This is a genomic window from Photobacterium galatheae (genome assembly GCF_000695255.1).
Classification (GTDB): Bacteria; Pseudomonadota; Gammaproteobacteria; order Enterobacterales; family Vibrionaceae; genus Photobacterium; species Photobacterium galatheae.
In genome coordinates this window covers 49,346-71,800 of record NZ_JMIB01000036.1, presented here as the reverse complement: position 1 = coordinate 71,800, position 22,455 = coordinate 49,346, and the positions used below count along the sequence as shown (strand labels likewise).

The 22,455-nt window shown below is 49.1% G+C and carries 16 protein-coding genes and 1 pseudogene; 7 read left to right on the top strand and 10 right to left on the bottom strand.

The genetic code is table 11. From position 1 onward, the window contains the following. From EA58_RS22060 to EA58_RS17470, 3 genes and pseudogenes are all read left to right on the top strand, one after another. Nucleotides 1-161: pseudogene (locus EA58_RS22060) on the top strand (ISAs1 family transposase); the annotation flags it as partial. 521 nt (nt 162-682) lie between these two features. Next, a complete protein-coding gene (locus tag EA58_RS17475; RefSeq protein WP_036755822.1) occupies nt 683-2,266 on the top strand; it encodes an FAD-binding protein in 1,584 nt (527 codons plus the stop codon). Next, nucleotides 2,263-2,838, top strand: a complete 576-nt coding sequence (locus tag EA58_RS17470; protein WP_036755821.1) for a hypothetical protein — start codon at nt 2,263-2,265, stop codon at nt 2,836-2,838. The genes EA58_RS17475 and EA58_RS17470 overlap by 4 nt, the downstream gene beginning before the upstream one ends. Nucleotides 2,839-3,456: 618 nt before the next feature. Here the strand turns inward: EA58_RS17470 and EA58_RS17460 are convergent. From EA58_RS17460 to EA58_RS17440, 5 genes are all read right to left on the bottom strand, one after another. Further along, nucleotides 3,457-5,475 carry a methyl-accepting chemotaxis protein gene (locus EA58_RS17460; protein ID WP_081819730.1) on the bottom strand — a complete coding sequence of 673 codons (2,019 nt, stop codon included), beginning with the start codon at nt 5,473-5,475 and terminating at the stop codon, nt 3,457-3,459. A 629-nt stretch (nt 5,476-6,104) separates the two neighbouring features. Further along, entirely contained in the window at nt 6,105-6,677 is a 573-nt protein-coding gene (locus EA58_RS17455) for a condensin complex protein MksE (RefSeq protein WP_036755816.1), read from the bottom strand. Further along, nucleotides 6,674-8,083 carry a hypothetical protein gene (locus EA58_RS17450; RefSeq protein ID WP_036755813.1) on the bottom strand — a complete coding sequence of 470 codons (1,410 nt, stop codon included), beginning with the start codon at nt 8,081-8,083 and terminating at the stop codon, nt 6,674-6,676. Before EA58_RS17450 ends, EA58_RS17455 begins: the two co-directional genes overlap by 4 nt. Continuing rightward, on the bottom strand, nt 8,076-11,015 hold the full coding sequence (locus tag EA58_RS17445) for a coiled-coil domain-containing protein (protein WP_036755810.1): 2,940 nt from the start codon (nt 11,013-11,015) through the stop codon (nt 8,076-8,078). The genes EA58_RS17450 and EA58_RS17445 overlap by 8 nt, the downstream gene beginning before the upstream one ends. Nucleotides 11,016-11,018: 3 nt before the next feature. Next, nucleotides 11,019-11,798, bottom strand: coding sequence for a Wadjet anti-phage system protein JetD domain-containing protein (locus tag EA58_RS17440; protein ID WP_036755807.1), 780 nt, complete (start codon nt 11,796-11,798; stop codon nt 11,019-11,021). A 515-nt stretch (nt 11,799-12,313) separates the two neighbouring features. On the opposite strand from EA58_RS17440, the gene EA58_RS17435 reads away from it, so the two are divergent. Continuing rightward, nucleotides 12,314-14,032 (top strand): ABC-F family ATP-binding cassette domain-containing protein, encoded by a 1,719-nt coding sequence (locus EA58_RS17435; protein WP_036755804.1) that lies wholly within the window; start codon nt 12,314-12,316, stop codon nt 14,030-14,032. Nucleotides 14,033-14,196: 164 nt separating this feature from the next. Here the strand turns inward: EA58_RS17435 and EA58_RS17430 are convergent, their stop codons facing one another. After that, nucleotides 14,197-14,973: a bestrophin-like domain gene (locus EA58_RS17430; protein ID WP_036755801.1), complete on the bottom strand. Its 777-nt coding sequence runs from the start codon at nt 14,971-14,973 to the stop codon at nt 14,197-14,199. A 297-nt stretch (nt 14,974-15,270) separates the two neighbouring features. Next, nucleotides 15,271-16,848, bottom strand: coding sequence for an alkaline phosphatase (locus EA58_RS17425; RefSeq protein ID WP_036755799.1), 1,578 nt, complete (start codon nt 16,846-16,848; stop codon nt 15,271-15,273). Between the two features lie 289 nt (nt 16,849-17,137). Between EA58_RS17425 and EA58_RS17420 the strand changes: the two genes are divergently transcribed. From EA58_RS17420 to EA58_RS17410, 3 genes are all read left to right on the top strand, one after another. After that, complete coding sequence (locus EA58_RS17420; protein WP_036755797.1) at nt 17,138-18,130, top strand: CobW family GTP-binding protein; 993 nt, start codon at nt 17,138-17,140, stop codon at nt 18,128-18,130. Between the two features lie 65 nt (nt 18,131-18,195). Further along, nucleotides 18,196-19,578, top strand: a complete 1,383-nt coding sequence (locus tag EA58_RS17415; protein WP_036755794.1) for a TldD/PmbA family protein — start codon at nt 18,196-18,198, stop codon at nt 19,576-19,578. Further along, on the top strand, nt 19,578-20,918 hold the full coding sequence (locus EA58_RS17410) for a TldD/PmbA family protein (RefSeq protein ID WP_036755791.1): 1,341 nt from the start codon (nt 19,578-19,580) through the stop codon (nt 20,916-20,918). The genes EA58_RS17415 and EA58_RS17410 overlap by 1 nt, the downstream gene beginning before the upstream one ends. A gap of 66 nt (nt 20,919-20,984) precedes the next feature. On the opposite strand, the gene EA58_RS17405 is transcribed toward EA58_RS17410, so the two are convergent. From EA58_RS17405 to EA58_RS17395, 3 genes are all read right to left on the bottom strand, one after another. Further along, nucleotides 20,985-21,233 carry a hypothetical protein gene (locus EA58_RS17405; protein WP_036755789.1) on the bottom strand — a complete coding sequence of 83 codons (249 nt, stop codon included), beginning with the start codon at nt 21,231-21,233 and terminating at the stop codon, nt 20,985-20,987. Nucleotides 21,234-21,300: 67 nt separating this feature from the next. Next, nucleotides 21,301-21,756, bottom strand: coding sequence for an acyl-CoA thioesterase (locus tag EA58_RS17400; protein WP_036755786.1), 456 nt, complete (start codon nt 21,754-21,756; stop codon nt 21,301-21,303). A gap of 133 nt (nt 21,757-21,889) precedes the next feature. Continuing rightward, a complete protein-coding gene (locus EA58_RS17395) occupies nt 21,890-22,417 on the bottom strand; it encodes a CbrC family protein (protein WP_036755783.1) in 528 nt (175 codons plus the stop codon). Nucleotides 22,418-22,455: the final 38 nt, after the last annotated feature.

The window sequence follows — 22,455 nt, the reverse complement described above, 5'->3', positions numbered from 1 at the left end:
CGGCTGAAAACCTGGCGGGGTTAAGGCACATGGCACTGAACATGCTCAGAGCTGAGCTAACCAAGATTAGCGTGCCGATGAAACAGAAACGCTGCATGATGAAACCCGCCTTTTTGGAGCAAGTCCTTGTGGCTGGGTTTACGTCAATGGCTAAATCTTAACCATTCATGCGGACGCCCTGGGAAATAGGGTTACTTTCATCTTACAATCTGTGTTTCCTTTTGCAATTAATCTAATAAATTTTTCTTATATATCTTACAAGTAACTGAAGCTGATTTGGGGCAATTACGAGTTAGAGTTTAAGCAACCCCACAACCCAAGAAAAAACTCAGAACGAATTCCTAGACTATCAGCGCCGGGAGCACCTGCAACCACCCCGGACAACACCAGAGAACTCCAAGGCATTTCTGGGTACGCTTTGGACCCGCAAAGTCTAGCTGCCGCGCATGCACAAATGGTGGGATGAACCTCCGAATCAAAGCGCGACATACTCCCCCAGCAAACTTAATCCCCTCCAGACCTATTGATAAAAAACACTTTTCCAAAATCATTCATGACACAAATATGAACATTGATTTATATCCACTCAACTGGAATAATCTCTGCCCTCTTAAGCACAACAGAAAATGTCCCGAGAACGATCTCTCGGCCGTCAGTCCATTACCCGTAAAAGGAATTACCCGTGTCATCTGTTGCAAAGGAAGCAGAAATCAGCACATCGACAACCCTATTCAGTGGCCTCGGTTTTCATGCCCGCGTTGTCAGTCAGGTTGTGCAGCCGAAGTCGGCACAAGAATTACAGCAGTACATTGCGCAGGCTTATCAGAACAAACAACCGGTCTACCCCATCGGGAAAGGGAACAACTGGGGGTATGGCTGTAAAACCCCGCCCAGTGACGGTTGTACGCTGCTCGATCTGAGTGCAATGAATCAGATTCTGAGTTTTGACGAGACGCTGGGTGTCATCGAAATTGAACCGGGGGTGACGCAGGGTCAGGTTGCCCGCTATCTTGAAAACACACCGTGGATACTCGATTGCACCGGTGCCGGGCCGGATACCAGCATCATGGGGAATGTGCTTGAACGGGGATTCGGTCATGGCCCTGTCGGCAACCGCAGCCAGCACTTCACCATCAGCGAACTCATTCTGGCGGACGGTGAAGTGATCCGGCTGAACCAGAGTTCGCGTTACTGTGGGCGAGCGGGTCTTTCTGCCAACCTCCACGAGCTGTTTACACAAAATAATATCGCAGTCATCAGTAAGATGACCTTTGAGTTAATGCGTAAACCAGAATGCAGTTTACGGTGTCTGGTGCGCCTTAAATCGCCCGAACATCTGCCGGATTACATCGACATCATGCGTCGCCTGAAGTCTGAAGGTACCATTGACGGCCTTCCTCATCTGGGAAATACCTACCGGATGCTGACCATGATGGAACGCTTTAACTTTGAGCGTTGGGATCCTGCCAAAGGTGCAAATGAAGCGGACATTGCGCAGCTCTGTCAGCAATATCAACTGACGCCCTGGTCAGGTGCGTTTGTGATTACCGGCGCCACAAGTATTGCCAAAGCCAAAGCAGCGCAGGTGAAAAAACTGCTCACTCCGATTGCGCAGGTCAATATCGTCAGCCTGAAAACACTCAAGCAACTGAATCAGATTGCCCAAAAGTTCAGCCCGGTGTTTGGGCGCATCGCACTTTACCGTCGATTTCAAAACAGTCTCAACGATTTCACCGAAATGATGGATATGCTGGAAGGCAATCCTAAAGACATGGCGCTGAAAGGCTGTTACTGGCGTTACCGGAAAGACATTCCGGCCAAAATGAATCCGGTGGAAGACGGCTGCGGTTTTTTCTGGGTCGCACCGGCATTACCCCTGATCGGAGACGATGTTGAACAATGCATCCAGCTCTCTCAGAAAGCATTTGACGCAGCCGGCTTCGAGTTTGGGGTCACGCTCACGGCTGTCAACGCGCATCTGTGTCAGGCGATTATCAGTATTTACTATGACACCACCGATAAAAACGAAGTTGAACGGGCAACAAGACTCGCTCAAGAGCTACGCGCGCTATATCGCGAACAACGGTGGCCATGTTACCGCCGCTCAGTCGACGAGATGCCATTCGACAGCGAGCAGGAATTCGAACTGGATGCCCTGAAGCTCCGCCAGCGTATCAAAGCCGCGTTTGATCCGGAGGACATGGTCTCGCCCGGCCGTTATCAACCCAATCCGTCTTTAGACTTTTCTAAGGAGCATCAAGGATGATCCCACGTTGCAAACGTCTTTCCAGCCAGCAGGATTTGCTGGAGTTTGCCAATCGTTACCACGCCATTTCCGGCAACACGAATACGGTTGAACAGCTCAGGAATCGCTCCTGTGTGAAAGCATTTTACGATTCAGAAGGAAAGATGTGTGCCGGCTTCACTGTAAACAGCCGCACACCCCTGACCTACCTTTCAGATTTACCGTCCAATATGGGGGAACACCCGCTGCAACTTGCGACCGGTAATATCGTGGAGGGAGGCGGACTCTGGGTGATGCCGGATCTGAACGACTTCGAACGTGGCTATGTCTTCATCTATGCCTGCTGGGAAGCCTACCGGATGAAAAAACGCTATTTCATGAGTGGCGCACGCAACCCGAAAGTCGCGGCCCGCCAGAAATTCGTGTATCCGCATGTCTTATATGAGGGGCCAACCGAGAAATTCGATTACGCCTGTATCCTCTACTGCAAACGGCAGTACATCCTGATCCAGATTGGCCTGTTCATCACCCGTTACTGGATCACGCAACCATTGAAGAAATTATTTCGGGGATTGACGCAACTCAGAACCTAAAATCGATTTTCGTCGTCAAAACAAGATGATTTCATCAAAATATTCGAACGACATGAATATCCGGTTCCAGTAGCCGGATAGTTTCATCAAGCTTTGAGATTTTCGTTCAAAGATGCGAAACGCTCTCTTTATTCAACTCAAATCATTGTCAAACTATGCCATTGATAAATGAACACTCACGTTGAATAAACACCAATCAACACTTTTATTTCACGATTCATAAACCTGTCAGGATTTCACAATTGATAGAACAATTCACCAAGCTGCATCTCAGCGGTATCCAACTCAGGGAACTACTGCTGATTATCGGTATGATACTTCTGCTGTTCTCGCCGACTTTCATCGCCCTCAAGAAAAATCACCCGCATAAAAAAGCAATCATCATTGTCAACTTCATTGGATTTTTTGTCTCAAGCTTTATTTCTATTGGTGCATTCATCTGGTGTTTTATTCATCCATCGAAGAAAAAATCATCAGACCAACTTCAGTGAACATTCAAAACTAACACTTGATGATTTGTGTGTTATTTCACACCCGCGATAGATTCGCGTATCGTTTCTGTCCAAATTAGTGCGCTCAGACAGAAACGATAACTTCTCTGACCAGGCTCAGATCAAACTAACTCACTTTAAATTTACTGACTTTTAACGCCAGCTCTTCCTGCTTTGCCAGCAACGCATAGATCGTACTTTCACTTTGGTGAATGTTCTGATGTGTGCCATCGCACAATTCCTGAAGGTTCGAGACACTGGACACCACTTCATTCGCAACCCGCTCTTGTTCAGAAATTGCGGAAACCGTTTGCTGGTTCATCTCAGTAAGCCGGTTGATTTCCAGTGCAACACGATGGAGCGATTCTTCGGCCAGTTCTGCAATATGGGTTGTCTGGCTGCCTTTTGCCATGCCCTCGTTCATCACCCGAACCGATTCATCCGCACTCTGACGCAGTTTCAGCATACTTTCCTGAATCATGCTGGTGCTGTCTTGCGTGCGGATCGCCAATGAACGCACTTCGTCGGCAACGACGGCGAAACCACGGCCCTGATCGCCAGCTCTTGCCGCTTCAATGGCGGCGTTCAAAGCCAGCAAGTTTGTTTGTTCAGCGATACCGTTAATATCGACCAGAATTGGTTCGATATTAGTCACATGATTTTTGAGTGCATTGATGGTTTCCGTTCCCCGCGCGACTTCCGTGACCAGTTCACTGACTGCAAGTGACGCTTCACGAACGCTATTCAGGGTGTTTTGTGTATCGTTATCAATGGATGCAACGGACTGATCCACTTCTCTGGCACTACTCGCAACTTGGGTTGAGTTGTTTGCCATTTCTTCAGTCGCCGATGCAATCGCCTTCACTTCTATCGTCTGCGCCTTCACCGAACCCGTCGTCTGGTGGAATGTCTGGGAAAGATCGGCGGCGGCCCCACGTACTGTCGCAATCGATTGGTTGATTTCATCCACCAGCACCTGAACTTTGGCAATGAATTTATCCACGGAACTGCCAAGCTGACCAAACTCATCCTGCGAAGCAATGCCGACACGACGCGTCAAATCGCCATTCCCATCAGAGATATCGTTCATTCTTTCAATTAAACGTTCAACCGGAGACAGAATCTGTCTGCATAGAACCCAGCCCAGAATGACGACCATCCCCAAGGCACCGAGTATCACCGCTTTGAACACTGAAGCGGCGACGGCACTTTCTTTCAGTGTCTCAATGGCCTGCTGCTCCACCATGCTATCGGCATACGCCTCCATTTCTGCGATAAAATTCAGAAACGTTTGTGAGGTGGCGTTATACTGCGCAAATTGTGCTCTGTATTGCCGGTACGCTTCAATGACCGCTGCGGTCGCTTTTTCATGCTGTCGGTTTAACTGCTGAAAAACTTCGGTATAGGTTTGAGTCCCCCATTCGTCCCCCACAGGCACATCAAATAACCCTGTCGAGAACATGGCTTCGTTCGCTTCTTTCTGAAACCGGGCTGCTTGTTCTATCTTTGCCAGTTGTGTCTGATCATCCTCGCCATCAATCAGGCGCTGTATCTGATAGAGTTTCCAAAGCAACCCAATGTTCGATTCCATTCCACCATCTGCTGCCTGCCAACGCGTCTGAACATCCTCGCGCCAGGTCAGCAATCGGTCAGGCTCTTGCGCAAGGGCTTCAACCGCATGATCACCCAGCGCTTCATATTTCTCACCAAATTCAACCAACTGTGTGGTTGCCTGGTCATACTCCTTTTTCGCAGCATGAAATTGATGAAAAACATCAATCAGCGCATTGCGCTGCGTTTGGTACTGACGATTCAGTTGGGTAAATTGTTGCGCGCGTTGCTCTCCCAGTAACCCGGCTTCAATCATTCTGGAGGAAGCTTCATTGGCTCCTTCAATCGCATTATTCAAATCTTTTTCAACCGCAGCGAGGTCAGCACCAATAATCAGGTTTTTGACGGCTAGCATTTGCGCTTCAATTTCAATCGAGGTCTCCATTGCGCCGTCTGCGGTGTTCCATGCAGCACCAACAATGTAATTGAGCGATGACGAACTTGACGAGAGTGCTCTGACTGCAAATAAACTGACAGCGGCCACCACGAATCCGACAAATCCAAAAGTTACAAAAACTTTTGCTTTTACTCTCATAGGAACCAACTCCTTGTCCGAAAATGTTGGTTATCACCAAGAATGCAACACGGAAACAGCAACATACGCAACAGGGTGAGCATGATGACTTAGAGTCTAGCCCAAAAAAATCAGCACGCGTTTCTTTGTCTCAGATCGCGATTCATTTGCCGCAGTATGCGGGGGAATGACGGAGAGAGGGTTGAGATTATTTATCCACTGCTCTTACAATTTTTTTGTAAACGTATGGGAAAAAGTTGATTTCAGATACTCGTTCAGGGGAAATCAATCATCTCAGGCAAAAGCAGGGCACATTTCATCCTCCCTCTAAATCGAAGATGATCCGATGGCTCAATATGGCTTTTATCGACGAAAACAGAACTGTGAACATGCGATTCAATGGCGTACCGGAAAGTCGATGCCGACAGTGCCAGTCTAATTGACAACGGTCAGCATTCCATTGAATAACAAGAAAAGATGGTGCAGGTGAGATTACCTGACGAAGAGAAACAACTTTAATTTTGCCTTGATTGGGTTCAAGCGCTCACTCAATAAACACGGCCAGTTTACAAAAGTTTGTTCGCTGGCCGGCCAATACAACACAATGATTTGAGCTGCTCAATTGCGTGAAATTAAAAATCCATAGCGAACTACTGCGCCATTTCTTCTGAGTACTTCTCCACATGCAGGTTCAAAAAATGCATTCCAGCAGAACTGAGAACATAATGCTTATCACCGCAGGGATAGAGAAAATTACGGTCGGCAAGATAAGTAATGGCCTTATCCCAGGTTTCCATGCCAAGTGCCTGACGAATATCTTTGTAAATGGCTTGCTCTGCGATCTCGTCAAGAGCCGTTCGCCCTAAACCGATGACAGGGGTTGCCAGATCATCCAGATCAAAACCTTTGTCTACCCAGTAGCGTGCAATAATCAATAACATCGCCTGAATCTTAGTCGCGTTAGTATCAGCATCTTCTTCAGCTTCACTACGGCTAATATAGAAAAACTCGCCTTCTACGTTGAAGTTGAGGTTATAGCCAATATGCTGGTAGAGCAGAGTAAAATGCTCCAGATGACTGTACAACTCAGTATAAAGAGGACTGTCGATAAACGCATGTTGATAAATATCGTATATCTGCTTGGTGATCACCCTGCCGTTTACAAACGTCGTATAAATCTGTTGGCTTTTTGCCATATTGATTTGTGAAAAAGCCGTCGTCATTGCTTCACTCTCTCAGTTCTGATCTTTCGATATAAATAAACGGTCTCATCTTGTGCCAGACGATTGCGGTAGTTGGTCACCTTCACGTGATGCTCATCCAGAATCTCATCACCCCGAAGAACAAAATTGAGCCCTTCAAGCAAGTCTACGAAATGATATCCCGCAAGGTTTGTTTTTAACCTGCGATGCAATGCCAAAGTCAAATCATGATATTCGGCCATTTGCATCTGTTTGACCAGATGATAGATCTGTTCGGCACGTGCCAGCCTGCGTTCAGTCGAGTCATCTTTTGAACTGGTCAGCTCTACATATCGGTTTTGTATCAGCAGATTCTGGTCAGCCACCCTCGCCTCAATGTCACTCACCACATTATTGAGATAGGCTTCAGAACTGCTGATGCGCAGCACCTTGGGCCTCGCCTGCTGCATCAGGCCCATAAACGCGCCGTTTTTGCGAGCAAACTCTCCGTCAATCAGACTCCGTTTAAGGTTATGCCGAGTCGCATCTAACGCATCAGCCAATTCGCCGAAAGCAGCCTCAATGGCATTAAACTGCTTAAGACGCTTTTTGGAGCGAGCCAGAAACTGATCAACGGAATGAGAGACCTTACTAATTTGATTGTGAAAGCTATTAAAGCTAATTTCATATCTCAGCATTGCCGTTGCCCGCTGATAGTCCTGATGCAATTCAAATTGGCGACGCAACTTTTGCAGACACTCAAACAAATTAGGGCCATCTTTCAGGCGACTCTTTTCATCCAGAAACTGCCGGGTTGGTAAAATGTGGCGCGACAACAAATGAGAAATTTTGCCAATAGACTCCCGCTGCAACAAAGAGAATGCCTGAGGATTTTCCGCTTTGGCCGCTTGTTCACTCGCTTCACTCAGTTCCTGGTTAATCGTCTGCATTTTAACCAGATTCAGTCGGATACTATTCAGCAGCTCACTCAGGCGATGAAACAATTCATCCATCAGCTCTTTGTAGTCAAGATCGGCATCACTAAACAGGACCGAACCTGATTCGAGCTGATCAAGCAGCAAGCGGAGGCCACCCAGTTGCGTTTTCAGTGCCACATCGGTTAAGTCCTGGAACAGGCTGCGATCAAACAGCCGAAACACGCCGATGACTGAGCGGTCAAAAATAAGCCGGCTCTCTCCGCCAAATTCATCTTTATCCACCAGAATATGCGCCGCCAGCAAATTATCGGTTGAGAATGCCGTGCGCAGCTGTTTCCGTTTGTCCCGGTTCAAGCCCTGCATATAGCGGTGCAGCCGGGCAACAAATTTGGCTTCGTGTACATAGGGCTCCCCAGCTTCGTCCATCTCGCGGATCACGTCCCGCATAATCGTATGATGTTCAAGCATGATGCCAAAAGTCGGGATCGTCAGCAGTCGTTGATCACTCATCTGCCTCTCCAAACATAACCAACTGCTCTCTGTCCAGCACGCTGCCCTTCGTCACAAAGCTATCTGGCATTCCGGTAAAAGCAATGGTGCGGGCAGGATGATACGGCGTTGCAGTACGCATCGCATCCAAACGGAAATGCTGGCCAAATTTGAAAATGATTTCGCTTGATGCCGAGTTGGTTGATGCACTCAACACCCTGAACCCTGCCTGTTTTAAATTTGGCAGCAGCCAGTCAAACTGAGAGCTGTCTACAGAGGCACCCTCATCAATGATCAGTGGGAAATGCGTCGTGCAGGCTTTGTTTCTCAAACGACCAAGTAAAATCTCCACCAGCTTCAGGTTAATCAGCATAATGGTTGAGGTGGACTGGGACTTACTCTCCAAACCTGTCTGGCCCTGTTTTTTCACCCGGTAAGCAATACCGGCCACAATCTGTTCCATCGTCAGCAAAGCGGTTTTCCCATCCGGGAAGAATTTCTGACTGAAAGCTTTGAGACGTTCAATAAACTGCTCAGAAGCTTTTTGATCGGAATGGGTATCCAGATGCTCAATTTCTCCCACCAAATCGTTGAATCGAGCTTCTACTTTGATCTCCGCTTCAACCTGCACCAGATCGTTAATCCTCACATTGGCAAAAGCCCGGTTAATACTCTGCTCAAATTGACGCACAATCTCCCGGTTATTCTTCAGCTCATTGATGATGCTATGAATCGAGTGCTTATGTTCAACGAAGTTTTTGCGCAGAATATCAAACTCCTCTTCCAGCCCCTGATAACGTGACTGAAGTTGCTCGAACGCATGGGATAGCAATTCATCCTCAATAAACGGCCTCATTAGCTGATCGTCGTTCTCAAGAACCTGGTTGCGTACAAAGTCCCGGATTCTCTCTGCAATCTCGGCTCTTGCTTCCCGCTTACTTTGAAGATTGTCGATACAAGTCTGCAACTGATCCTCCGTCAGTGGCAATGACTGATCGGGCATCACAGAGAAATTAAGAGTCGGTAGGCCATGGGCTTCGAGTTGAACTTTGGCGGATTGCTGGTACTGCGTCAGCTTTTCAAGCTGAGATTTCATCTCTGTGACTTTTTCCTGCTGCACGCTGTACGCCTGCTGCTCTTGAAAGAACACCTCCTGCTGACTTTCAAACTGCCGCTTCAGCACCAGCTGCTTGTTTTCAACGACCTCTAACTCTTCATTCAGGTTGTGTAGTTGCTGCGTATTGCTTTTGCATGCCAACAGCAGATCGATTTCCGTCTCAGTACGGCTGATTTCAGTTTTCAGGGTCGTGATGGTTTTCACCTGTTCAAAACGGCTTTCTTTATCCATCGCGCTGATTTCAGACGCCCGCTTGCGCTTTCCTTCAAGAACCGCACGAACTTTATCCAATCGGCTTTGATCCGACTCACGCTTATCAAGAGATACCGCCTCAAGTTTTGCGCCAAGCAGTTCATAGCCAGATTCATCGGGTTGGATCAAATCAGCAAAGGCTTCGATCACCTGAGATTCCGAAGGTGACAGCACCCGACCCGGATTCGCCTCCGCCACGTCAGAATTCAATGCAGCCAGTTTCAGCCAGACCGACTCAGTCAACTGGTTAAACAGCTTAAATTCCTGACTCTCAACCGACGCCTGATAGCGCTGCTCCGAAGCCTCGAGTTTGCTGATCTCCTGAGTCAGCACCAGCAGTTCTTCCTGACGCTTTTCAGCGTCTAACTTGAGTGCCAACTCATGCTGCTTCTCAGCCAGATGTTCGCGGTGGCCTTCGATGATCATCTCAAGGGTGTCTGTTTCGTCATACTGGCTCACCAGCAACTGCGTTTTCTGTACCACTTCATCGAGCTTTGTCTGTTGACGACAAAGTGTTTTACGCTCACCTTCCAGGCTCTTTTGCGAACTTTCCGTTTCCCTCCATTCTTTACGTAAACCGCTGACACGATTTTCCATCAGCTTCAGTTGGCTCTCTTCCAGGCCAATGTCGGTGCATGCTTTCTCAATCCGGTTTTGCACCATCATGGCGTATTGCATCAACGCATCTTCAGCGTTTTTATTTCGCATCAACGCCTGATGACTGGCTGACAGCCTGTCAAATTCCGGGCGCAGGCTGTCAATATTTTTTAAAAGTCGCTCACGGCGAGCGAGTGCTTCGTTATGTTCAATGAAGGCATCAATATCGAAGTTAAGCTCATCTTTACGCTCTTTCTTCTGCGATTCGATAATATTCGCAACCGCCAGACGCACTGTATCCGAGCCCGTTTTCATATCAAACAACAGCCGTACCAAGGCCCGAAAGGCGTCCACATTTGCATCATCTGTCGTGCTGAGTGGAAACAGACAAAAGCGCATCGCATCAGTATCGAGCAGCTGATTCGCGTAGATGACCTCTTTAATCGCAGCAGAACGCATTAAAGGCTTAAAGTACTTATCTTCACGTTTAAGAAATGTCTGCACTTTAGTTGGGCTCAGCCCCTCAACACGACCTCCGATACCGTCATCCCCAGCACTGGCGTCCCAGAACAAATGGCGGATCTGCTCATAACGAAGCGAAGTGAACATCCGTCGGTAATCAAGCTTATCTGCACTGCCACGATAGAGAATCTGGCAATGGGGCAGTCGCCCGCCCAAGTAATTATCGCACTCAAGGATCAAAAAGCTGCTGGTGCTTGGGAAATAATGTTCGAAGCTCTCATCATCGGAGAAAAACTTTCCTTCTTTATCTGAAAATCCGAATTTCTTTGCTGAGCTTTTGAAATTCTCCTCCGGCAGCAAAAAAAGCCGAATCGCATTAAGAATAGAGGTTTTTCCTATATTACCTCCGCCAATCAGTATACCGCCTTCACGAAGGTCAATTTCGGCGATAGCCACACCTGCCGAGTCAACCGCAACCAGTCGTGAAATACTGATGAGCAGGTTGTCGATAGCGTCGTTTTGCATAGCTTAATCCTGTGGTAATGCAGGCAGCAAAGCTTCCTGCTCTAAAAAGGCGCGTGTTTGGTTCATCAAATCCGCTTCTTGTGTGAGTCCCAACTCACGGGCCAATTTTATGGCCTTAACGAGCTGATCAGCATTTTTGGGGGCGAGCCTGAATTTCTCCTTGTGGATTTCCCAATCAGGCGGTGCCAGCCAGCGGCACTGAGGCAGTGATTTTTTCAGGCTTTGATAGATAGACAAACCACCAGCATCCAGATCCTGAGCGCAATAAATAACCTCATACCTCGACAAAAAACGCTGGTTGAGCTGATGACAAATCTGATTCCCGGAACCAAGCAATATATCGCAGTTTTCCGCCAGACCTGACTGGTGAATCACATCCATAAAAGCCCGATAACGATAGAAGTTTTCTTGGTTTTCAATGATCACAGCTTGTTTGCCAACAAGCTTGCCGCAAACTTTAAATCCACTTGCATCCGAAAGCACCACAAAAGGGAGCTGAGATTCACAGCAGCGATTCAGAACCAGAATATGCGCGAAACTGCCGGGAAAGTCATGGGAGCGACCCGTTTTAGCCGCGCTTATCCTATCCTGTACCAGCGGCGTAAACAGTGCTTTATGTCTTTCCGGGTCAAGGATCGTGAGCTGATAACCACCACGCCTTCGGGTAGCCTGATAAATCTTGCGCCATTCCTGAGGGTCAGAATACGGCAGGCAGGCAATAAAACGATCAAGGTTTATCGCTTCTCCCTGTTCAATTTTACTCAGATATTGATTGAGCCTCATGGCAATAATTCCGTTATCTGTCTGATATGAAAGATATTACCAACTTCGATGCCATGAGGCGAGCGATGCTCTCCCCCGGAATTAGCTGCCAATTGTTCATTTATCTCCTTATTGCAGGAGGTGACAACAAAACAAAAAACCAACTCTCTTTCCACTTGGCGTCATAACGTTTCCATTTTTTGATCAACCCCACTCTTTCTGAAGTTTTAAACACATGAAATGTGTACATCACTGCATATCACTCTAAAATATCGCCACCGATTCACCGAAAGTGGAAACACTTTCCCAAACGTAAACAAAGGAGGATATTTATGTCACAGTGGTGTTCAATCAACCCACGCTTTTTTAGTATTGATGTCCGCTCAAGAGTTTTTGATATCGCGCTGCGATAATCTCGACTTGAGCGGAATATTCATCATCGACCGATAGCGTCAACCCGAGTCCTTTCCTCATGCTCGAAGAATTATTGTCAGCTTTGACAACGGCTTTTTACGCCCAAAATTCTTGAGAACATTATGAGTACTTTTTTAACTGCACAATCCCTAACCCTTGCATACACTTCAACGTCTCTTTTTAAAGACTTAAGCTTCACCATCAATCAAGGCGATAAAATCGGCTTGATCGGCCATAACGGCTGCGGGAAAAGCACCCTTTTAAAGCTGTTAGACGGGCAACTGGAAGCCAGTCATGGGCAAATTGCAACAGCCAAATCCTGTCTGGTGCGTTATGTCGAACAGCACATTCCGCAAACCTTACAGTCTGCAACAGTCCTCTCGGCACTGGCAGACACACTGGCTGAAGATGAATACTGGCGAGCAGAATTACTGCTGGATGAATTAGGCTTCAGCCCTTCAGAGTGGCAGATGCCCGTCGCCAATTGCAGTGGTGGCCAGCAGATGCGGCTGCTGTTGGCCCGCGCGATCATCCACCAGCCAGATTTGTTGCTGCTGGATGAGCCAAGTAACCACTTGGATTTACCTTCCCTGCTCTGGCTGGAGCAATTTTTATCCGCCTGGAAAGGCGCTTTCGTGCTGGTCTCTCACGATCAGACCTTGCTCGATGCCGTCACCAACACCACCTGGATCATGCGGGATCAGGCGCTGCACCATTTTGCGTTGCCTTGTTCACAGGCCCGAACAGCCCTCAAAGAGAAAGATGAAGCCGATAAGCTTCGTCATTTCAGCGAACAAAAAGAGATCGATCGGATTGCCAAGAGCGCAAAACGGCTCGCCACCTGGGGCAAAGTGTATGACAACGAAGATCTGGCCCGGAAAGCGAAAACCATGCTGGCCAGAAAAGAACGTTTAGAGGAGGAACAAACTGAACTGAGCGAAGGCACACCGTGGAGACTGCAACTTCAGGGCGAGGCATTGCCTGCCAACCGACTGGTTGAAGTCACGTCGTTCACAATTAAGCCACCGGAAAGCGATCACACCTTATTTGAAATGAGCGATATGCGTATCAAAAGTGGCGATCGGATTGCCGTGTTAGGCCATAACGGCTGTGGTAAATCGACGTTGCTGAACCTGATGCACAGTGCTTCTCAGGCAAAGACACAACCCGCCGTCACGTTTCACGAACGCTGCCGATTAGGCTATTACGATCAGTCGCTGCAACAGCTTCATGATCAGGACAGCATCAGTGATGCTTTGCTGTCATTTGCCTCACTCAGCAGTGAACAATGTAAGCGTGCTCTGATTCATGCAGGCTTTGAATATGCCAGACATACGCAGGCCGTCGCGTCTTTAAGTGGTGGTGAACGTGCACGATTGCTCTTTGTCGGACTCACGTTAGCCCGTTACCACCTGCTGTTTCTGGATGAGCCAACCAACCATCTTGATATGGAAGGCAAAGAAGAACTGATTGAGACACTGAATCAATTCGAAGGCGCAACATTACTGGTCAGCCATGATCGCAGTCTGATTGAGCAAAGCTGTAACCGCTTTTGGCTGATTCAGGATGGCGTGTTAACTGAATTTCTGTCACCCGATGCGGTCTATCAGCAAATTTCAGTCAAAGCGACACAGTCTGCTTCTCAATCTCAACAGAGTGAGCCTGAGGTAAAGTCCGCTTTGGCTAGCACGACCTTGACCAACGAGGAACATCTGCTGAACCGCCTGATCGTGCTGGAAACTTTGCTGGAAGATGACCTGAACCGGCGACCGAAACATCAGAAGCCACAGCTGCAACAACAGTGGCGCGAGGAGATCGCCCAAATCAACGCGCAGCTATAATGCGTCGTTAGAAAAAACGTCGTTTGAAAAGACAACAGACCATCCCCGGGGTCACTGCAACGGCTCCGGAATGGTCTGTTACCCGGCAACACTTGCAAAAAACTACTTTCAAAAAACCACTTGCAAAAAATCACTTTCAAAAAACTACTTGCAAAAAACTGGCCTTATTCCGTTCCCATACTTTGCCTCAGCTCAATCATCGACTGCTGGCTGACCGTAATCAGCCCTTTCTGCGGCCGATTGAGATCCGCGACGAGTGTTACCAGCACCGCAAAAGCAAGAACAAGAGGAATCACGGCAATCAGCCTTCGGTTACCGGTATAACCAACCTGTGTCCCCAAAGCAATCATGGCAAGCGCGGTGATTGCAGCTAACGCAATCCAGATACTGGTCGGGATCCGGTTTCGCAACGCAGCCGTGACTCTTTTTTCATGCATATCAATGACATCATTCGTGGCCTGAACCATTAAAGAGGTCATCGGACTCGGTTGCGCAGTGGCTGCCGCAGAGACCTCTCTCCACAAAAGCCGATGGATCTCAGCTGATTTTTTTATCGCTTGATTGATATCACCGCCACTTGCAGCGTTCAGACGGATATCGACATAGTCTCTCAGGAGGTGTTTCACTTGTTCACCGGATTGCTCATCCAGCAAATCGGCCCGCAAATAGGCGGTTCCAATGACATTGGCTTCTTCCAGCACATTATTTCGTCTGAGTTCGTGCTGAGAAGAAGCCATCGAAAATGTAAAGGCGAGCACAAAAGCCAGCATCCCCAACAAGCCCCCCACCATAGAACCCAGGGTGCCTGGTGCTTCCTTATCCCTGCGCGTATGCGCATGGAAGCCAAACTGATACCCGATTTCACAGAAAACAAGCATGAACAACGCAATGCCAGCAAAAACGAGAGAGATCGGCAAGGATTCAAACAACCCGACATTCATAGACCACTCCTGTCACTTCAACCTGCAAAAGCTCCAGCAAAAACCCCGGACGCGCCCACAGGTAATTTTGTCAGCAACACTTTTATTAAGCATATGTCGCGAATGCGATAAGGAAAGCAAAGTGATGAGAACCCTCAAAAATGAGTATTCCTACACTGCTGATGCGGCAACTACAGAGAAACGTGGACGATGCTCATGAACAAGTCCGGATCATCAAACGGCCCCGGATACTCAGGGCCGTTTTTAACCGTTTTGCAGAAAACAGACAAGACGAAGGCGCAGAACCCTCAGCAACGTCTACTTCACTATTTCCTTCATAAACTCACCCAGTTCTGAGTGATGCATGATTTTCGAAACTGGCAGAATCTGCTTCGCTGGTCCCCAGGCAAAGACGTTCACCGGTGTATGTGTGTGTGTCCCTGTACCCCAGACGGTGTTTTGCGCGGTTGCCTGTTCACGAGCCAGTAAGTTGCCTCGGTCGTTGTATGGGAAGTAAGCGTCAAAGTCATTAACCGCAGGCACCTGCTCAGCAGACAGATAACTATGGTTGTCATAGTGGTACGGGTTTGGCTTGGTTTTCAGCACGTCAGCAGCCTGAGCAACCGTAATTGGGAACTCACTGTTCTCATTCACAATTTCAGCCAGTTTCTCTGGTGTTTGCTGGGTTTTATCCAAGCCGTCAAAGGCGCTGAACATCGTCGCGTAGCTCATCTTCTGGTTGTACAGGCCATCTAAAATTGTAAATTTACCAAAGTTGAAATTCGGCGCATAAGCTTGCTTCTGGAATGCCTTGCCCGGACGTTTTTCAGGTGCCGGCAAATCCTGGGAAGAATAACTGAAGCCAAATGAGCCCGTTTCGTGGTCTGCGGTGACAATAATTAAGGTATCGTCACGGCCTTTGGCCCACTGATAAACTGAATTCACCGCTTCATCAAATTTAATCATTTCATGCAGCATGGTTCCCGCATCATTACTATGACCGGCCCAGTCAATTTGACCGCCTTCAACCATCAGGAAAAAGCCGTCTTTATCTTTTGAGAGCACCTGAATTGCTTTTTCAGTCATTTCTTTCAGGGTTGGCTCCGTTCGTTTCGGGTCGTTTTTGGTCTGACTGTAAGCAATCCCGTCCTTCATCCCCGAATAAGCAAACAAGCCCAGCAGCTTATTTCCTTGCGCGTGTTCCAGCATATCTTTATTAAATGCCAGGCTGTAACCATCGCTTTTTGCTTCCGTCAGCAGATTCCGCTCATCTTTACGTTTGGATTTCAGTTTCACATCACCGTGCGTCAGTGTCTGAAGGGCTTTATACGTTGCACCTTTCTCATTCACCGATTGAGGGATCCAGTGACGTAAACCACCGGAAAGCATGACATCTGCCCCGGTTGCCAGCATGTCTGATGCAATGTCGTTTTCAAGAGAGCGGTGTGGTTGATGCGCCGCAAATGCTGCCGGAGTGGCATGGGTCAGACGGGTATCAGACACCAGACCGGTCGCTTTCCCGAGACGCTTCGCTTTTTCAAGTACGGTTTCAACCGGGTTCCCTTTGGCGTCAATCCCAATGACTTCAGAAGCCGTATCAACACCGGTCGCCAGCATGGTCGCTGAACAGGCCGAATCAACCACAATGGCTTCGCCCGGATGCGTCAGCGAGGAACCAATCACCCCTTCCTGGGCAAGCTTATATAAAGCGGTGGTTTCGCCTTGATAAATGGAATGCGGCGCATTCTTTGCGTAAGTTTCCAGTAACCCAACCTGCTGCGGGCCCATGCCATCACCAATCATTAAGATGACGTTTTTAATTTCTGCCGATAAAGCCGAAAAAGAAATTGTAGAAGTGGCTGCGGCTAAAATAAGAGGCTTGATTACGTGTTTCATCTTCGTTCCTAAAATATAAATGCGGCGCTAGTTAAACAATTTTTTTTGACGTTTTTATTGCAGCCACCAAAATAGATTGATGACGTAAATAGTTAAGAGCAACTTTTCAATAAATAACACCCCCTTTCCCACCCATCCCGGGAAAATAATCACCTTTACACCAATATAGCGATAAAAAATCAGTATAGAAAACCGACGAACTAACGCTGAATTCAGCTTCCCCTTCATTTCCCGCCCCACGATGCAGTATGATGACCATCACTTAGTTCTGCGGTAAGACGGATTCACAATGACCATCAGCAAACCTATTCCGACCAACATCATTACCGGCTTTCTGGGTGCCGGAAAAACCACCGCCATCCTGTCGCTGCTGGCACGCAAGCCAGCCGACGAAAAATGGGCCATTCTGATTAACGAATTCGGCAATGTCGGCGTTGACGGCGCGATGCTGGATCAACAAGGTGCGATCGTCAAAGAAGTGCCGGGCGGCTGTATGTGCTGTGTGGCCGGCTTACCGATGTCGGTTGGCATCAATGCACTGCTGGCACAAAAGCCGGATCGCCTGTTGCTGGAGCCGACCGGACTGGGCCATCCGAAAGAGATCATCAATAAGCTGACGTCTGACAGCTATGCAAAATATATCGACCTGAAGGCGACGATTACGCTGGTCGATCCACGTCAGTTTTCAGATAGCCTCTATACTGATAACCAGAATTTTCAGGATCAGATTGCGCTGGCCGATGTGCTGGTTGCCAACAAAATCGATGCCTGCTCAGATTACGATCTGCTGATGTTCGATCAATACGCCAGCGAATGCGATCCGGCCAAGCAATTGATTGCGCAGGTTGAGCAGGGGCAACTGGATCTGTCACTGCTGGAAATGCCACGCATTGCGCGTAAAGCTGCGCACAGCCATCACCATCATCACAGCGATGACGCAGCAGCGCCGCTACCGGGTCTGGAGCTGGCACCGGGGGAAACCTTTGTGCGCAGAGAAAACCACGGTCAGGGCTATCACAGCTGCGGTTGGTTTTTCGCTACCGATTTAGTGTTCGATTTCTCACAACTCTTTACCTTGTTTACCAACCTGAACGCACAGCGGGTCAAAGCCGTGGTCAATACCGAACGCGGATGTTTTGCATTTAACGTCGTGAATCGGGTAGTCTCGGTCAATGAACTCACCCTGGAAGGGTTTGAGTCCCGCATCGAAGTCATCGACAAAGACATCCTGCCCTGGAATGAGCTGGAAGAAATCTTATGCGCTTTGGCAAAAAAAGCCTGATTACTGCTATTGTTTATCAATGATTTGGGATCAACTTGCCACCTGAATTTTCGCAAGGAGCAATTATGCTAAACCCATCAACGGCGAAAGCCGTCATCGACCATGCGCTGTTTCTCGGCGCAGATTTCGCCGAACTGTTCGTCGAGCACCACCAGTCGGGCTCTGTCGAGTTCAATGCTGGCGATGTCGACAAAATTAACGGCGGTATCGACTTTGGAATCGGTATCCGTTTGTTCTTCGGCCATAAAGTACTGTACGGCTACACCAACAGCACCGAAGAAGAAGAACTGAAACGTGTCACCAGCCTGCTGGCGGCCAAAGACAGCCGCGACCAGATGATCCAGGCGGCCGCACTGAACTTCACCCGACTGACCGACCGCCATCCGGTACGCCAGCCCCTGTCTCAGGATGCCAATCTGGAAGCGAAAATTGCTTTCCTGCGCGCCACCGACAAAGCCGCCCGTGCGGAAAACGAAAAAATCGCTCAGTTCATTGGCCGGATTCTGCAACGCCAGCAACAAATTGAAATTTTCAACTCGAACGGTCTGCATATTGGCGATACCCGTCATTACACCCGCGTTGCGGCAACTGCGGTGGCACAAAACGGCAGTGAGCAATCGACCGGTTTCGAAGCACCGGGCGCGCTGACCGGCTGGGAATTCAACACCCGCATTGATCCGACGACACTGGGTCAGCAGGTTGCCAAACAGGCGATGATCAAACTGACGGCGGATAACTGTCCATCGGGCGAAATGCCCGTGATCATCGGCAACGGTTTCGGCGGCGTGATTTTCCATGAAGCCTGTGGCCACTTGCTGGAAACCACTGCTGTTGCCAAAAAAGCTTCCGTATTCCACGACCAGATGGGCGAAATGATCGCCAATCCTGTGGTCAGTGCAGTCGATGACGGCACCATGGAAAATGAATGGGGTTCCATCAATATTGACGATGAAGGCATGGCGACTCAGCGCACACAGTTAATCAAAGACGGAAAGCTCACCAGCTTCATGGTGGATCAGATGGGCGCAAAGAAAACCGGTTTTGCACCGACAGGTTCCGGCCGTCGTGAATCCTATAAATATGCGCCGACTTCCCGCATGCGCAATACCTTCATTGAACCGGGCGACAGCAGCCTGAATGAAATGATTGCCAGCGTCGAGAAAGGCATTTTTGCCAAGAAGATGGGCGGCGGCTCAGTCCAGCCCGGGACAGGTGAATTCAATTTTGCTGTTCAGGAAGCTTACCTGATCGAAAACGGTCAAATTACCCGTCCACTGAAATCAGCCACGCTGATCAGCACCGGGCCAAAAGTTCTGAAAGAAATCAGTATGGTCGGACAGGATTTCGAACTGGCCGCCGGGATGTGCGGCTCGGTCAGTGGTTCAGTACCGACAACCGTGGGTCAGCCCGCGCTGAAAGTAGACAATATTCTGGTGGGAGGTAACTGATGGCGGATCAACAAACCCTGCAGCATGCTATGGAACAAGTGCTGGCACTGGCAACTGCAGCCGGTGCAGAAGCCGATGTTCTGGCCAGCAGCAGCCATAACCTGTCGCTGAAAGCTAACAACGGCGAGCTGGACGAATACAAAGTCACCTCAGGTCAGGTCATTGGCGTGCGTGTGGCTAAAGACGACAAAGTCGCAACCAGTTATTCTGAATCGCTCCATCCGGACAGCCTGAAACTGATGGTGGAACAGGCGCTGCAAAGTGCCCGATACACCAAAGCGGACGCGCATCAGCGCATTCAGGCCGAAAACAGCCGTCTGACGACGGAGCATCCGGAAATTTATCAGCCGGATGACGCAACGATTGAACAGAAGATCGCCCTGTCGCTGTCTCTGGAAAAAGGCGTGATCGACAAAGGGGCGAAAAGTGCGCCCTACAATGGCTTTGGCGAGTCCGACAGCCTGAGTCTGCTGGCCAATACCCGTGGCAGCTATTGTCAGCACAGAGAGCGCTCTACGTACTGCTATGCCTATGCTCTGGTTGATCAGGACGGCAAACAGGCCATGCACGGTGGCATGTCATCCGGTCGCCGCTTTGCAGAGCTGGACCCACAATACTGCATCAGCCAGGGTGTCGAAACCGCTATGGCTTTGTTAGACGGCGGCCCGATTGCAACCGGCAAGTATGCGGTGATCTTCAACCTGAGTGAACTGAGCAGTTTATTCAGCGCGTTCGGCATGTGCCTGTCTGGCCAGTCGGCCATGAAAGGGATCAACCCCTGGCGCGAGTCGCTGCATCAGCAGGTGGCCAGTCCGCTGCTGACCGTCAGTGATATGGCTTACATCGAAGGCGGTTCGGCCATCAAAGCGTTCGACAGCGAAGGCTTCGCAACGCAGGACACCATACTGATTGGTGAGGGTCAGTTGCAAAGCCTGCTGCATAACAGCCATACGGCCAGTTATTTCGACATCGCCAATACGGCGAACGCCTCCCGTTCCGCGAAAGGCGGTCTGGGCGTGGCACCACGCCATCTGGTGATTGCTGAAGGCCAAAGCTCCGACGCGGAAGTCACCGCAGGTGAATATCTGGAACTGGTTGAGTTACAAGGCGTCCATTCCGGTGCTGATGCCATCAGCGGCGATTTCTCTTTCGGTGCCAGTGGCTTCCTGTGCCGCGACGGCAAGCGTATTCAGCCGGTTCGTGGCATTACCGTGGCCGGGAACTTCTACCAGATGATCAAGGCGATTGATGCCGTCGGGAATCAGTTGGAGAACGATTATGAGCGTGATTTCTTCGCGCCGAAAATTCGCTTCAACGGTCTGAGTATTGCCGGCAAATAAATTCAGCAGACTGAAACCCAAAGCGAGCTTCGGCTCGCTTTTTTGTTTCTGCAACTGATGATGGTCTCACCCGATAGCCGAATCCGGATCGAGCAGATAATACACATTGATGGACGCGGCACCGAACTCGGGATCAAGATATCCCTGCACGCTTTCGATGGAGTCGGCTTCCCAGACACACTGGCAACAACGGTTGTCTTTATCAAGCAACGCCGTCTGTAAATGCAGTGCTTCCGGCGGCTGCCCCAAAGCCGAACCCGCCTTTTTTGAAAACAGCTCGATGTCCTGAATATTGTGCTCCGTAACAATATACATGCAAGGCTCCTCAGTCAGCTCCTTCACTGAGTATAGGAGCTGAGCATGAGTCTTCCTGTTCGGTCTATCATATGGATGCGTTAGCAGGCTGTACTTTGCGGGCCTCAATGGCTTCGATGGTCTCGCGCAGCTTTGGAGAAATTTGAGCTTTGGTGTTGTTTTTAAAGTCAAACATCACCACAAGGGCAGTTCCGCGTGTGGTGACCGCACCCATTTTTTTACTGAAGATCTCATACGCCATGGTGAAGCGATCCTCTTCAATCCGGGTGACTTTCGAACCAACCAGCAGGGTATCCGGGTAAGTCACAGGCAGTCGATAGCGAGCGCTGGTTTCACCGAGCACCGGCCCGACACCTGTATCTTTGATATCGTCCATCAAAGACGCTTCTTTGAAATAATCCAGTCGTGCGGTTTCGAAATAACGGAAATAAACCACGTTGTTCACATGATTCAGGGCATCCATTTCACCCCAGGCGACAGGAATTTCAGTGATCACCGGGTACTGCTGAAGCATTGCGTCCATGTTGATTCCTCAAAGAAAAATTAGAGTTTTCAATCTAACCTTTCCGCAACATAACCACAACATCCGACCACAAAAATGAGAGCTCAGTGTGTGGCGACGCAACAGGACGCCGTTTCTGCAACTGGCGTTGCGTTTACAGAAAATCCATCCCGTAAAGGATTTCGCCACAATGGCGACATTTGAACTTGTAAACCGCCGGGTTCCCGCCCTTCTCGTACGTTCTCAGAATATCCTGCCAGATTTCTGCCTTCAGCAAATGACGGCTCAAAAATGCCTGCAGTGCCTGTCCGCTTAAAGCTTCCAGTTCCTCTCGCTCAGCAAAGCCATGAAACTCGCAGGCATCGCCGCAGTGATCCAGCCAGACTTCCTGCTGCCAGGATTGATAGCCCGGGGTGCGCTGGCAAACTTCAGCGATCACATCGCGATTCAATCCCGCGCCATCTAACGGAAAGTCATCTGAATAATAAGCTTTAAACGCTTTTGCAGCCGAGCCATCAGCAATACACCAAGGGCACAGCCACTCAATATCACGCTGTGCATAAATACTGCCGCTGTACAGGTATCCACGCGCTTCCCCGCAACAGTCGCAAACTTTCATGCTTTTCACGACGGCACCGGTTGCCAGTGGATCTGGATGATATGTGAATTTCGGAAGTGTCACTATTTGTATCCTTTGTCAGACTGATGGCTTTGCTGAGC